Origin of the sequence: Nocardiopsis sp. L17-MgMaSL7 (genome assembly GCF_003182025.1) — a bacterium.
Taxonomy (GTDB): Bacteria; Actinomycetota; Actinomycetes; order Streptosporangiales; family Streptosporangiaceae; genus Nocardiopsis; species Nocardiopsis prasina.
This window is the reverse complement of the sequence record NZ_QGTF01000018.1, coordinates 41,830-55,251: the sequence shown is the minus strand read 5'-3', so window position 1 is coordinate 55,251 and position 13,422 is coordinate 41,830. Positions and strand designations below refer to the sequence as shown.

12 protein-coding genes and 1 tRNA gene are annotated in these 13,422 nt (G+C 69.1%); 7 read left to right on the top strand and 6 right to left on the bottom strand.

Going from position 1 to position 13,422, the window contains the following annotated elements; translation table 11 throughout:
• Window positions 1-387 precede the first annotated feature (387 nt).
• Window positions 388-585, top strand: a complete 198-nt coding sequence (locus BDW27_RS24195) for a tyrosine-type recombinase/integrase (protein ID WP_110051913.1) — start codon at window positions 388-390, stop codon at window positions 583-585.
• 153 nt (window positions 586-738) lie between these two features.
• On the opposite strand, the gene BDW27_RS24190 is transcribed toward BDW27_RS24195, so the two are convergent.
• Window positions 739-827, bottom strand: a tRNA-Ser gene (locus BDW27_RS24190).
• Window positions 828-954: 127 nt separating this feature from the next.
• Between BDW27_RS24190 and BDW27_RS24185 the strand changes: the two genes are divergently transcribed.
• Both BDW27_RS24185 and dnaN read left to right on the top strand, forming a co-directional pair.
• The gene (locus BDW27_RS24185) at window positions 955-1,413 is read left to right on the top strand and encodes a DUF4442 domain-containing protein (RefSeq protein WP_017546655.1); all 459 of its coding nucleotides are present in this window, start codon (window positions 955-957) and stop codon (window positions 1,411-1,413) included.
• Between the two features lie 73 nt (window positions 1,414-1,486).
• Window positions 1,487-2,608, top strand: coding sequence for a DNA polymerase III subunit beta (dnaN, locus tag BDW27_RS24180; RefSeq protein WP_199560757.1), 1,122 nt, complete (start codon window positions 1,487-1,489; stop codon window positions 2,606-2,608).
• Between the two features lie 212 nt (window positions 2,609-2,820).
• On the opposite strand, the gene BDW27_RS24175 is transcribed toward dnaN, so the two are convergent.
• Window positions 2,821-3,633 (bottom strand): DUF2786 domain-containing protein, encoded by an 813-nt coding sequence (locus tag BDW27_RS24175; protein ID WP_017546657.1) that lies wholly within the window; start codon window positions 3,631-3,633, stop codon window positions 2,821-2,823.
• Window positions 3,634-3,779: 146 nt separating this feature from the next.
• Window positions 3,780-4,217, bottom strand: coding sequence for a hypothetical protein (locus BDW27_RS24170; RefSeq protein ID WP_017546658.1), 438 nt, complete (start codon window positions 4,215-4,217; stop codon window positions 3,780-3,782).
• 391 nt (window positions 4,218-4,608) lie between these two features.
• Between BDW27_RS24170 and BDW27_RS24165 the strand changes: the two genes are divergently transcribed.
• Entirely contained in the window at window positions 4,609-5,157 is a 549-nt protein-coding gene (locus BDW27_RS24165; RefSeq protein ID WP_110051910.1) for a TIGR03086 family metal-binding protein, read from the top strand.
• Window positions 5,158-5,516: 359 nt separating this feature from the next.
• On the opposite strand, the gene BDW27_RS24160 is transcribed toward BDW27_RS24165, so the two are convergent.
• A complete protein-coding gene (locus BDW27_RS24160) occupies window positions 5,517-5,993 on the bottom strand; it encodes an NUDIX hydrolase (protein ID WP_110051908.1) in 477 nt (158 codons plus the stop codon).
• Between the two features lie 874 nt (window positions 5,994-6,867).
• Between BDW27_RS24160 and BDW27_RS27605 the strand changes: the two genes are divergently transcribed.
• Window positions 6,868-7,041 (top strand): hypothetical protein, encoded by a 174-nt coding sequence (locus tag BDW27_RS27605; protein ID WP_199560752.1) that lies wholly within the window; start codon window positions 6,868-6,870, stop codon window positions 7,039-7,041.
• A 338-nt stretch (window positions 7,042-7,379) separates the two neighbouring features.
• The gene (locus BDW27_RS24155; RefSeq protein WP_233515911.1) at window positions 7,380-10,169 is read left to right on the top strand and encodes a BTAD domain-containing putative transcriptional regulator; all 2,790 of its coding nucleotides are present in this window, start codon (window positions 7,380-7,382) and stop codon (window positions 10,167-10,169) included.
• A 22-nt stretch (window positions 10,170-10,191) separates the two neighbouring features.
• Here BDW27_RS24155 and BDW27_RS24150 read toward each other — a convergent pair whose 3' ends face one another.
• Together BDW27_RS24150 and BDW27_RS24145 are read right to left on the bottom strand one after the other, a co-directional pair.
• Window positions 10,192-11,025, bottom strand: coding sequence for an oxygenase MpaB family protein (locus tag BDW27_RS24150; protein WP_110051905.1), 834 nt, complete (start codon window positions 11,023-11,025; stop codon window positions 10,192-10,194).
• 131 nt (window positions 11,026-11,156) lie between these two features.
• Complete coding sequence (locus tag BDW27_RS24145) at window positions 11,157-12,164, bottom strand: DUF4037 domain-containing protein (RefSeq protein ID WP_233515910.1); 1,008 nt, start codon at window positions 12,162-12,164, stop codon at window positions 11,157-11,159.
• 719 nt (window positions 12,165-12,883) lie between these two features.
• Here BDW27_RS24145 and BDW27_RS24140 point away from each other — a divergent pair.
• Window positions 12,884-13,408 (top strand): lytic polysaccharide monooxygenase auxiliary activity family 9 protein, encoded by a 525-nt coding sequence (locus BDW27_RS24140; RefSeq protein WP_026129630.1) that lies wholly within the window; start codon window positions 12,884-12,886, stop codon window positions 13,406-13,408.
• Window positions 13,409-13,422 lie beyond the last annotated feature (14 nt).

The following is a 13,422-nucleotide window of genomic DNA, read 5'->3' as shown; positions in this document are numbered from 1 at the left end:
CACGGCGGCTCGTGGTCGTGCGCTCCGCCGGAACCCAGCAGTCGGCGATGCGCATCGAGCCCTGCACCGCATGTCGGGGGACCGGAACGGACTCCTGAGAACCAATCAAGCCGCACGTGGCTGGACTTTCGCCACGCTGCAAAGCGGCTTATCGACAAGTGACCCCCGCGACGCGGGCAAGGCGTCCGGGGGCACGGCCAACCTGAGGAAAGCAGGCTGACGTTAGCGACCTTATCGCCCTGATTCAAGCTCTGGTGACCCTGATACGACCGAAACCACGGGGAAGGCATCACCGGAACGGACCCCGGACGGTGCACCTGCCCCCGCCTGCGCGGGTGGAACTGTGGCCCGCACCGGAACCCATCGTGATGGACAGTCGCGACCCCCGTGCCTACAACCTCCTGCGCGGACACAGCCGCCTCGCTCGCCATCGCCTCCGGGGCCGACGTGAAGGTGGTGCAGTCGATGCTCGGCCACGCCACGGCCACGATGACCCTGGACCGGTACGGGCACCTGTTCCCGGACCGTCTGGACGAGGTGGCCGAAGCCATGGACGTCGCCCGGCTCGCCGCACTGGCCGCGTGAGCCCTCCTCGACCGACCCCAGCGGGGACGACCCCGGACGCACCGAAGGCCGGTGGCCTGTGGACCGTGTGCACTGAATGTGCACCGGCCCGGGACCACCGGCCTTCGCCGTGTTCCGTGGAAGCATCCCACCTGGGAAGACTTCCGGATTCTGCGGAGGGTATGGGATTTGAACCCATGAAGCCCCGTCAAGGACTTGGTGCTTTTCAAGAGCACTGCACTCGGCCGCTATGCGAACCCTCCTCGGGAGAGGAGTCCTCTCCGCCAGACATGGTAGCCCACGGCGGGGGCGGCTTCGCGGGAGTATTCGGGCTTGGTTGGGGGTGGCGCTCTCGGGTTACTCGTGAGTAACCTTGGGGGTATGCAGAAAATGGACGCCGAGACGGCGGAGATGGTCAAGTCCGGGTTCCTGGCCTCGGTTCCCTTCGCGCGCACGCTGGGCGTGACCTTCAGCGACCTCGACTACGGGCGCGCCACCATGCGGCTGCCCGACAACGCCGACCACCACAACCACGTGGGCGGCCCGCACGCGGGCGCCATGTTCACGCTGGCCGAGTCCGCCTCGGGTGCCATCGTGATCGGCACCTTCGGCGACCAGCTGGAGCGCGCGGTCCCGCTGGCCGTCAGCGCCGAGATCCGCTACCTCAAGCTCGCCATGGGCGACGTGACCGCCGAGGCCACGCTGGGCCGCTCGCGGGACGAGGTCCTCGCCGAACTGGACGAGGGCAAGCGTCCCGAGTTCCCGGTGGAGATCGAACTGCGCACGGACGACGGCACCGTCACGGGCCGGATGACCGTGGTGTGGACCCTGCGTCCGAACCGGAAGTAGCCACCCGTCGATTGTCGGTGCCGCTGGGTACGTTGGCCGCAAGCAACGACCGGGAGGCGCAGTGAGAGTACGTGTGGACCGCGACGCGTTCGCGGAGGCGGTCGCGTGGACCGCCAGGGCCCTGCCGACCCGGCACGCGGTCCCCGTGCTCGCCGGGATGCGCCTGGAGGTCGCGCCGGACGGCAGTGCCCTCCACATGTCCGGCTTCGACTACGAGGTCTCCACCCGGGCCTCCGTGGAGGTCCTCTCGGAGGAGACCGGCGCCGCGTTGGTGCCCGGGAGACTGTTGGCCGAGATCGTCAACAACCTTCCCTCGGGCACGGTGCGCCTCGAGACCGACGGGGCCAGGTTGCTGGTCAGCGCGGGTGCGGCCAGGTTCACCCTGATCACCATGCCGCTGGAGGACTACCCGAGCCTGCCCGGGATGCCCGGGCGGATCGGCTCCGTGCCCGCCGACGCGTTCACCGCGGCGGTTCGCCAGGTCACCCCGGCGGCGAGTCGGGACGACACCCTGCCGATGCTCACCGGTGCCTACCTGGACTTCACCGGCGACCAGCTGAGTGTCGTGGCCACCGACCGCTACCGCATCGCGGTGCGTGAACTCTGGTGGCGGCCGGAGGACGCCGAGGTCGACGCCGCCGCCCTGGTGCCCGCGCGCACCCTGGCCAACACGGTCCGGGGTCTGATCAACCAGAGCAACGTGGACATCGCCCTGTCCACCGGAGCCGGTCCCGCCGAGGGCATGGTCGGGTTCGAGAACGGAGAGCGCCGGACCACCACCCGGCTGATCGACAGCGACTTCGTCAAGTACGCCTCCTGGTTCCCCACCGACTTCTCCGCGCGGGCCGAGGTGCCCGTCGCGCCGCTGCTGGAGGCGGTCAAGCGGGTCGCGTTGGTGGCGGACCGAAACACGCCGCTGCGGCTCGCCTTCACTGAGCGTGAGGTCGTACTCGAGGCGGGTTCGGGTGACGACGCCCAGGCCGTGGAGGCCCTGGAGGTCGGCTTCGAGGGGGACCCGATCCGGCTGGCCTTCCGGCCCGACTACCTGACGGACGGGCTCAACGGGGTGGAGACCGACACCGCCCACCTGCACCTCACCGAGCCGACCAAACCCGCGGTGTTCACGGATGTTCCGGCCAAGGAGGGCGAGAGTCCCGCTTTCCGCTACCTGGTACAACCGCTTCGGGTTAGTTGACCAGGGGTTTTGGTGTTCTTGGGAAAGTTCTCCACAGGACTGTCCACAGGTTATCCACAGGCTGCTCCCCCAGCCTGTGGATAACCCCGGGTGATCGGCCCCCTCCGGGGCCTGAACGGCCTCTTGAATCGGCTCGTATTTCCTATGTGACATGGGAAAACGGTGAGCCTGTGGATTCTCTGCACACCCTGTGGATAACTCGGGGTGAGGAGCTATTCGCCCTCGGCCAGAGAGGACGTCCGTCCGCTGGTCACCGGGGTGTCCAGACCCAGCTCCGCCTGGCGTCCGCGCCGGTAGCCGGCGCGGTATCCGGCGGCGCTGTGGGTGCGCTCGGGGCGGTGTTTACGCAACTGTGGGAATTGCTTGTGGAACTCTTCGTTCACCCGGTTCACGTCGTCCCGCAGAACCAACTCCGCACCACGCACTGAACCGTTCTCGCCGTCACCCTCAGTGACGCCTGGTTCTCCGTCGTGAGCGGCCATTTCCTGGAGTCGCGCCCGGAACTCGCGAATGCGTTCGGCCACCGCCTGGCCGTAGGCGCGAACGAACGACCGGTAGTAGCGCTTGCGCTCGGTCTCCAGTTCGGAGCGGGTGTAGTTGCGGAGTTCCCGGATGTCGGCCACGTGCGAGGAACTCATGAACCTGGCCGAGGCCTCCATCTGCATGGAGATCGACGGCATCAGCATCCGCAGCGCGTCCAGGGCGCTGACCGTCCCCACCAGGATGATGGTTCGTTCGGTGTTCTCGGAGTTGTTCCCGCGCACCGCCGACTGGCACCCGTAGGCGGCGGCGATGTCGGCGAGGGCTCTGACCCGGGCCTTGCCGTGACCCCCCACCCCCGGGACCGTGTAGTCCATGCGGCTGATCGCGTCCGGTTCCTCGCCCCTCTCGGCGCGGGCCTCGGCCTCGGCGATCGCGTGGCGGGTCATCAGCTCGGCGGCCTTGGCGGTGAACGCCTGGCTCTCGGCATCAGTGACCGCGGGGTCCTCCGCCATGCGAAGGAGCCCGCGGACCCGCTCGACCATCTTCTGACGAGCAGCTTCAGTCATCGGCGCCGGTTGTCTCCCGTAGGTGAGGTGTGGTCCATCCGCTCCTTGGCGGAAAACATCGAGCCTAGGCCCTTCTGTTCCCCTCCACCATCACGGCGGCGCCGAACGTCCCCGGTGTGCGCCTACTTCTTGTCGCCCGCGACCATGGCCACGACGCCGATGATGAGCCACAGGGCCAGCCCCACACCGAGACCCGCCCAGAGCCCGCCGAACAGGCCGCCGATGATGGCGAAGTCGGTGATCACGGACACGATGTAGCTCACCACGGCGGTGGCGCCACCGCCGAGGATCGCCGGGGCGCTCGCGTAGCGGAACGGATAGGCGGCGGCCCAGCGGCGGCCGCGGCGGTCGCCCTTCTTGCTCAGCACGCCGCCGACCCCGCCGATCAGGGCGAAGAAGAAGATTCCGGTGGTCACGGCGGCCGGGATGCCGGCCAGTCCGAAGTTGGCGAGGAAGGAGAGGGCACCGGCCACGGTGCCGCCGACGACGGACGCCCCCCACGGCCAGATCATCGTCGCCGAGGCGACGGGAGTGAATGCGTTACCGCGCTCCAGCGTCATGTTCACAGCTCCAGTCGAATCGCGTGGCGCCCACTCTTCGCAGGGCCGTCCCCTCCAGCATGCGGGGTCGGGGCGGTCAAGCACATCAGGGCCCGTCCCTGACTTACCCCCGAGACGGTGCCTTGGCACCTGGCGCGCGGGGGAAGCCGACACGAATCATCATCCCAGAACCGTGTGGTCGCCGCCTCTGCCGAGTCCAACGATCGACGGGGCCCGGAAGTGCCCGTTCCGCAGGGATTGTCGTCCTCACGGTTCCGACCTGGGGTGTCAGTGTCCGCGCGGGTGTGCGGCGTCCTCGCGGAGTCCCCGGAACGGGTCTCCTCGGAGGACACGCCCCCGCTCGCCGGGACTCCTCAGGACCCGGATCGGCCTTCGAAGAGAGGATGGATCCATGTCGACCGTCCATGAGAACTACCGTGCCGCCGCTCGGCCCCTCGGTGAGCTCCTGCGCACCGTGCCGAGCGACCGGTGGCCCGCCCCCTCGCCCTGCGAGGGGTGGTCCGCCGCAGACGTCGTACGCCACCTGATCGGAACCCAGAGGTCGTTTCTCGAGGGCGTGGGGGTCGCACTCCCTGCCGTCCCCGACGTGGACGACGATCCGGCCGAGGCCTGGACCGTCCACGAGAGGGGGATGCTCGACCTGCTCTCGGATCCCGAGGTCACCGAGAGGTCCTACGAGGGCATGTTCGGCACGACCACCGTCGCCCGGACCCTCGACACCTACTACGTGTTCGACATGATCGCGCACCGGTGGGACGTCGCCCGGGCCGTCGGCGGGGACACCGAGCTCACCGAGGCGGAGGTCGACCGTCTGGAGGCGGCTCTGGAGTCCTTTGGCGAGCACGCGTACATGGAGGGGGTGTTCGTGCGCGGCCCCGAGGCGCCGCCCGGGGCCTCACGACAGGAGCGCGTCCTCGCCAGGATGGGCCGGGGCGTGTAGCTGGCCAGAGGGGCCTCGGAACGTCGGTCCCCAGGGCACGTTCGGGGGCGACGGCGAGTCGCGGTCCCCTGCGGTAGGCGTCGGGGGACACCGGACTTCTCCGGGCCCGTCCGGCCCTGACCGAGGTGGGTGGACATCAGGGTCCGCGTGCACGGGCGTTGGCACGTCAGGCCCTCCCGCGCCCGTCACCGCCTGGCGGAGAGGGACCTCCCCACCAGGCGGAGCCGGGGCGGTCGGTGTCGGCGACGCCACGCAACGCCACGCCGTCGCGCGGCGCCGCGATGCGTTTGGGGTGTTTGGGTCGGCCGCAGGGGTTGGGGCGGCCGGTGAGGCACGGGGCACCGCGCCCCCGACTCCGGCTACGCCGTCGCGGCCCGCAGGTCGGCGCTCAGGTGCGGCCAGGCGGAACGGAAGGCGGGCAGCAGCGGGAGGTCCTCGGCGCTGTCCACCCGGACCCACCGGATCTCCTTGCTCTCCGAGTTCCCCGGGCGGAACGGGGTGAGGGTGGGAATCCGCAGCAGGAACGTGTCGTAGCGCCACACGGACAGGTCCTGCTCGTGGGAGCCCAGGACCGTGTACTGCCCGAGGTCACCGGACACCTCCTCGCTGAACTCGCGCACGGCCGCCTCGAGTGGGGTCTCGTCCCGGTTGCGGGCCCCGCCGGGGATGCCCCAGGTCCCGCCCATGTGCGTCCAGCCCGCACGGTGCTGGAGCAGGACGTGACCGGACCCGGCCACGTCGGTGGCGTACAACAGCAACCCGGCCGCGCCGTACCGACCCCACCTGCGGGATCCGTCGGCCAGGTCCACCCAGCCGTTTCCGTCGCCCTCCTGCATCAAGCCCTCCAACCAGAGCTGTCGTTCGTGTCACGATCAGGGGTCCTCGGCCCACGGCCCTGTGGACAACCGGATCCACGGAGATCATTCCCGCTCTTCTCTTGAACCTATGGCCCGCTCGACCTCTTCCGCAGCCTCTCTGCCCGTGTACGCCCCCGGCCTCGTCAGAAGCCACGGGGCTCTCCCGCTGTGCGTCCACACCGCCGGAATGCTCACCCACACGCCACTCATGCGCGGGCTGGTCGCCTTCACCGACGGTCAACCCCACCCTTTCCCCTGCCGGGCGCGGTCTCACCCTCCTCGTCACCCTGACCACCTTCGTCATCATGTTCCAGCTGCTCAGGCCGGGGGCCAGGGGAGGGTCGAGAAATGTTCGTCGGAGCGCCTGTGGGGGTAGGAGACGTAACCGCGCCCCTTGGTGTGAGACTGTTCCCCGCCTCCGTTCGCCTTTCCGAAAGCCCGCCGCTCCCACCGCCCAGCCGCCTTAGCGGTGCCGAAACCCGGGACGCGTGTCCGCGCGGTGACGGGAAGTGGTGGGGGGATCCCTGGAGGGTCCGCGGCGCGCGAGAAGCGTCAACAACGGGTAGCGGCCTTGTGACCTTGGGTTTTCCGCTCGGATTGAAAGCCGGTTGAAAGCGGAGCGGAAGAGGACCTCTCTAGTGTGGAGCACGTTCGTCGGATCGGTAGCTGCGTGAGGACGGCTCGCAGCTCCCAGTGTCTCCGACGTCCGTCGGACACATGCCATCCGTGGCGTAGCTGAGGCGGAAGCGCCACGGGTGGCGGCTCCGTCGGAAGGCGGTGCCCCTTGATGCTTCGTAGACGACGTAGGGCGACTCTCAGGCTCTACGCGAGTGCCGTGCGCAAAGGAGTTCGAGTGCCCAAGATGCTGACAGTCAACGAGCAGTTCGACGCGATCGTCGGCGGTGTCCAGCGCGACGTTCGCGGGGACAAGATGGATCCGTACCGCGAGCCCACTCCTCAGCCCGAGCCGGTTGAGGAGAAGGAGAAGAAGAAGGGCGAGGGGCAAGGCGACAAGGACAGGAAGTAGCCTTCCCGGCAGTCGTGGCAACGCCCCGAGTATGAGTTCGAGGGGGATACTCGGGGCGTTCCCGTGCTCGACGGCGCTGGCCATGGCCACACAGGCTTGTAGGGTTGGCGCTTGTGGAATTCGGCGTGCTTGGTCCAATCGCCGCGTGGTCCGAAGGCCAACCCGTGGCGGTTGGCGGGCCTCGCCAGTCGTGCGTGCTGGGAGTCCTGCTCGTCCATCTCGGGCGAGAGGTCACTGTCGACCAACTGATCTCCTGTCTGTGGAGTGACCGGCCCCCGCGTACGGCACGATCAGTCATCCAGGTGCAGGTTTCGCACCTTCGCCGCGTGTTCCCCGGGATGATCAGGACCACCCCCGGCGGCTACCTCGCCGATGTCGCCCCCGAGAAGGTGGATCTCCACCGCTTTCGCGCTCTGCGTGACCAGGCCGAGGCCCTGCCCCCCGAAGAGAGCCTCGAAGCGTGGCAGGCGGCCCTGGACTGCTGGAGGGGCGTCCCCTTCTCAGGTGTCGGCTCCGATGACCTCTACTACACGCTGGTCCAGCCGCTGTTGGAGGAACGGTGGGCCGCGGCGACCTCCTGGGCGACGAACGCCATCTCCGCCGAGCGTTTCGCGGAGGTGATCTCCTACCTCACGCCCCTGGTCCGTTCGGAGCCTCTGCGAGAGCGGTCCCACCACTTGCTGATCTCCGCCCTGTGGCACAGCGGGGAGCGTGCCACAGCGTTGAGTGTCTATGAGGACTTCCGCTCGCGGCTCGCAGACGAACTGGGCGTCCGCCCCGGGGCCGACCTCGTGGACCTGCACGCACGGATCCTCCAGGACGAGGAGGAGAACACGGCGCCGTCGGGCCGGGGCCGGGCGGAGCGCGACGTTCCTGCCGGGGACTCGCTCGTGCAGGGCGATTTCGTGGTGCGCAACGACCTTCCGAGGGACATCCCCGATCTCTCCGGCAGGGACGACGTCCTGGACTACCTGCGGGACTTCACGGGAGAGAGTGGTGCGGGGGCCATGGTCTGCGCGGTGACGGGCAGCGGCGGTAGCGGAAAGACCACTGTCGCCGTCCGGGCCGGATACACCCTGGTGGATCGCTTTCCGGATGGTCAGCTCTTCATCGACCTGCATGGATACACGGCGAACAAGGAGCCGCTCGGGGCGTTCGAGGCACTGGGCAGCCTCCTCCGCGCGGTGGGGGTGAAGCCCGAGCGGGTCCCGGACAGCCTGGACGAGAGGTCTGCGCTGTGGCGTGCGATGCTCATGAGCCGGCGGGTCCTCCTCATCCTGGACAACGCGCGCAGCTACGCTCAGGTGAGCCCTCTCCTCCCCTCGTCTTCGGGATGCCTGGTGCTCATCACCAGCCGGAACGATCTCGCCGGTTTGAACGGCGCCCGGTATCTGCCACTGTCGATGCTCTCAGAGACAGCGGCCATCGAGTTTCTCACCCTGGTGCTGGGCGAGGAGCGGGTGAGGAAGAGCCTGGACCACGCGGTCCAGGTGGTGCGCATCTGCGGTGGCATGCCACTCGCGCTGAGGGTGATCGCCGGACGCATGCTCAGTCGGCCCCGTTGGACCTTCGAGCACGTGGCACGTCGGCTCTCCGACCAGAACCGCATGCTGCGCGAACTCCAGGTGGACGGTCGCAGTGTCGAGGCCGCTATAGGACTCTCCTACTGGAGTCTGGGTCCGGACCAGCGGCGCGCCTTTCTCTTCCTGGGGCTCGCAGTGGGCAGGACACTCGATCTCCAGGCCGCCGCGGCGCTTCTGGGATCCGAACTGGAGGACGCGGACGACCTGCTCCAGGAGCTGGTGAGTGTCTGTCTCATCGAAGAGCCCCGCGGCGACGTCTACCGCTTCCACGACCTGCTTGCCGAGTTCGCCCGTCAACAGGCGGAGCAGGAACTGTCCGTCTCCGAAGCGAGCGACGCGCGACTGCGCCAGGCCGAGTACTTCATGACCACAGCGCAACAGGCCGCGGACCTCCTGGGGCCCCGAGCGCATGGTGGACCCGACAGCGGTGGGCGATCGCGGTACCGCTGGAACATGACCGAACGCTCCGAGGCGGAGGCCTGGTTCGAGGTCCACCAGGACAACATCGCGGACATCGTCGATTTCTACGCTTCACAGGGAAACGGCGAGGACGCGTGGCGCATGGCTGACGCGGTGTGGCGCTTCTACGCGCTTCGAGGCCAGATGGGCCTTCTGCTGTCCTCTCACGAGAAGGCGCTGGCTATCAGTCGGCGTCAGGGGAACCAGCGTGGCAGCGCGGTGACACTCATCGGTCTCGGTATCGCCCACTACATGACGAGCCGGTTCGACACGGCACTCGAACTGCTGAAGGAGGCCCATGTCGTCCTGGCGCGTATCGGCGACCGAAGGGGAGTGGTGCGTGCTCTCGCCAACCTGGGTCTCGTCTATGAGCGGCTCGGACGAATCCATGAGTCCGCGGATTGTCTCAACGGGGTCCTCGAACAGGCCGTCCTCCTGAAGGACCAGAGGCTGGAGGCGCTTCAGCGCGGAAACCTGGGAGTTCTCTACCTGGAACTCGGGGACTACAAGAAGGCTCTCGACATGGGGGAACAGGTGTTCTCCATGGGGGCCAAGGACGAGCTGAAGGGCGCGCGTGCCCACTCGATGAGGATCGTCGGGGAGGCCAGGACGGGTTTGGGCGATGTCGAAGGGGCCTTGAAGGCCTTGCACAGCGCGTTGGAACTCACCAGGGAACTCGGCCTGCGCGGAAAGGAGGTCTACGTGCACAACTCCTTCGGGGCGGCCTACCGGGTGGCGGGTCGCTGGGACGAGGCGATCCGTGCCCACAAGGACGCGTTGGAACTGGCGGAGACCAGGGAGAGCCACAACGGTTCTGCGGAGATCCTCGCGGACCTGGGAATCACCTACGCCGCCGCCTCAAGGGACGAGGAGGCCGCCGGGACGCTCACCCAGGCCCTGACCAGCGCGACCGAGCGCGGTGAGCGCTACACCGCGGCCAGGGCCGCACTGGCACTCGGGAGGTTGCCCGCGCCGGTGGTCGACGCCGATCGCGCCCGGTCGCTGCTCACCGACGCCCTCCAGGCCTTCGAGGAGATGGGGCTGCCCGAGGTCGACCAGGCGCGGGAAGCGCTCAAGGGCCTCTGAGCCCCTCCGCGGCGGGTCACGCTCAGCCCCTCGGACAGCCGCCGTCACCGGTCCGGCGCTTCGTCCTCTCGGACTTCGACGGCTTCCAGCCGCCGTTCTTCCTCAACGACCTCAGGTACAGGGTCGAGGGCAGACTCCGGACGGCCTTCGGGAGGCGCGGGTACACCCTGCGAGTGAGGCGCATCAGGCGCTCGAAGCGACGCTGGCGCGCCTCTGACCAGGGGATGCCGAACTGCTGGCGCAGCTCCGGCTCCAACAGGCCACCGCTGAGGAACCGCTGTGTCTCACACATGGGCCACAGCAGCCGGTTGTTCGGACGGAACAGCCCCTCGGTCAGGCCCACGGCGTCCGGGCCGACCTCCAAGCGGGCGTAGGCGTTCTCCCAGTAGTCCGAGAACTCCTCGATGCTTTGGGGCCACCATTCCTGGGGTAGGCCGAGTGCGGTGGCGTACACCGAGGTCTCACGCAGGAACTGGGCGCGTTCCTCCTCGGTCAGTTCGGCCACGGTCATCTCGTACAGGCGCACCGCGCTGTGGTACAGCGTCGCACCGATCCAGAGCAGGAGTTCGGGGTCGAGGGCGTCGTAGCCCGGCCCCCGGACCTTGCGGTGCACGGCGCGCACGATCGCCTGGACGCGCTCGCGCTCCTCCGGCGTGCCCAGGGCGGTCCCGTAGACGTAGTAGAGAGTGCCGCGCAGCCGGTCGAGCGGGCGCGCCGCGAAGTCGCTGTGCTCGGCGACTCCTCGGGCGACGCTCGGGTGGGCGACCTGGAGCAGGATCGCGTAACCGGCCCCGGCGAGGATGCTGGCCTCGGTGTTGAGCCTCCGCAGAACGGGCGGGGCGTGGGATAGGTCCATGCCTGGATCGTAGGGCAGCGCCCTGCTTCGTCGCAGGTGACGCGCCCACCCTGGTATATGGGGCTTCCTCCGCGTTCGTCTCGCCCGGCTTCCGGGCGGCCCTCCCGGCCCTCGGGAGCACCGATCGGGCCCTAGCCGGAGCCGAGCCGACCCACGGCGCGGGCCACGTTCCGGGCCAGTCCGACACGTTCCAGGGCGTCGGTGCTGTCGACGTACTGGTCGACGGCGCCCACCGGCGGCAGACCGACGAGCGCGGGGTCCTCGACCCCGGCGAGCAGGGCCTCGGTGTAGCGCGCGGCGTCCAGGACGGGGTACGGCCGCGAGTGGAAGGGGCGGGGCTCGGGGGACAGCTCCTCCGCCAACCCGGTCCGGTTCTGCCAGGCCGCGACCATCCGGCACGCCTCGGCCAGGTCGTGCTGCGGGTCGGGCGCGGAGAGCGCCCTGCGCAGTACGGGGCCCACCTCGGCCGCCTCGGGAAGCGCGGAGAAGGCCGACCCCAACCATTTGGAGTAGGGCGGGTAGCGGCGCGCGAGCAGCAGGCACAGGCGCATGAGGTCGCGAACCAGACGGGAGGCGACCACCCGTGCTCCGAGTTCGTCACCGGTCTCCGCACATCGTCCCACGAAAGGCTCCTCCTGGGCGATTCGCAGCCACTGACAGGCCAGCACGTACCGCCAGACGTCGGTGGGGTACCAGCGCAGGGTCCGGCGCGCGGCGGTGAGTTCCCCGACCCCGTCGTGGAACACGGCACCGGCGACCGCCCCCGCCAGCCGTTGGGTCGGGGTCGCCAGCCAGTCGGCGGTGGTCACCTCGGCGTTCGGGTCGAACCCCAGCCACTCGGTGAACCAGGTGCCGGGTTCGACCACGTCGACCAGGTGCAGCCCTCCGGGGCCGTCGGTGAGCCGGTGCACCCCGGGGTCGTCGGGTACCGGTTCGTACCGCGTGGGCCAGCCGCGCACCCGTCGGGGCAGGCACTCCTCCAGGAGCGCCCGCGCGCGTCCGTGGCCGTGGGAGACGAACAGTTGGAGGCGCGGCCCCCAGTCGTGGTCGGTGGAGCGGGCGGTGTCCAGGCCCAGCACCTCCGAACCCGCGCCCACTCGGGCGGCGGCGTGAGGGACTCCGCGCAGAAGGGGGGCCACCCCCTCCTCGTAGAGGGCGCGACAACTCCAGCCCGGGCAGGAACGCCCGGTCCGCCTCAGGGGGAGGGGGTGCCGCGTGTTCCGCCGGAGAGGGCGGGGGTGGTCGGTCGGTCATGCGCGTTCACTCCGTTCCCGTGGGCCGGGCCGCGCGTCCGTGCCCTGGCCCTCGGCTCGGTCGCCACAGCGTGCCGAGGCTTCCGTGCCTGACGTCCGTGCTCCGTTCTGTCACTCATCACGGACCCCGTCCACTGCTTTTCTGACGGATCGCCCCCGCCCTCCGCACGGAAGGGGGGAAGGTGAATGTCACCTTCGGGTGAGGTCTGGTGGAACGGCGTTCGGGTCGACCACTTGGTCCAGCCCGTGAGTGGCAGACCGGTCCCGCGCGGCGATGATCATCGGCCCTGTTCGGGCTGCCGTACCTGCGGCACGACCACCAGTACCAGTGCCCGCGCCCCCGCCTCTGGGCCCTTCCACTGGTACGGGTGTCCATCCGCACCCTCTGGTAACAGGGATCTTGACGAGGGGTGACAACCTCTTTACCGTCCTCGGTACTGGGTGGACGGAGGTTCCCGAAACCCACGGGAACGTCCCCGGGCAACCCCCGTCCGGGCTCACGGAAATAACCGGCCGTGAGTGCGTTCCACCCGCCCTGGTCCGGAGACGGTCCGGGTCACCCCGCTACGGCCCCCAGGGTCGTGACCCAGCAGAAGGGCTCCCTCATGAGCATCAGCAGCAAGATCCGCTCGACCGCGGCCGTCGGTGCCGCCACCGCCCTGGCCTTCACGTTGATGCCCGCGGGCACCGCCAGCGCCCACGGCTACATCAACAACCCGCCCAGCCGCCAGGCGCAGTGCGCCGCCGGAACGGTCTCCTGCGGGCCGATCCAGTGGGAGCCGCAGAGCGTCGAGGGCCCCAAGGGTCTGATGAGCTGTTCCGGAGGCAACGCCGCCTTCTCCGAGCTGGACGACGACAACTACGGCTGGGACGTCACCCCGGTCGGCAACTCCGTCACCTTCGACTGGACGATCACCGCGCGGCACTCGACCAGCACGTGGGAATACTTCATCGACGGTCAGCAGATCGAGAGCATCGACGACGGCGGTGCGCAGCCGCCGGCGAACTTCTCCCACACCATCGACCTCTCCGGCTACAGCGGTGAGCAGACGGTGCTGGCCCGCTGGAACGTGGCCGACACCCCGATGGCCTTCTACGTCTGCGTCGACCTCAACGTCGGCGCCGCGTAGGCACGCGGAGGTTC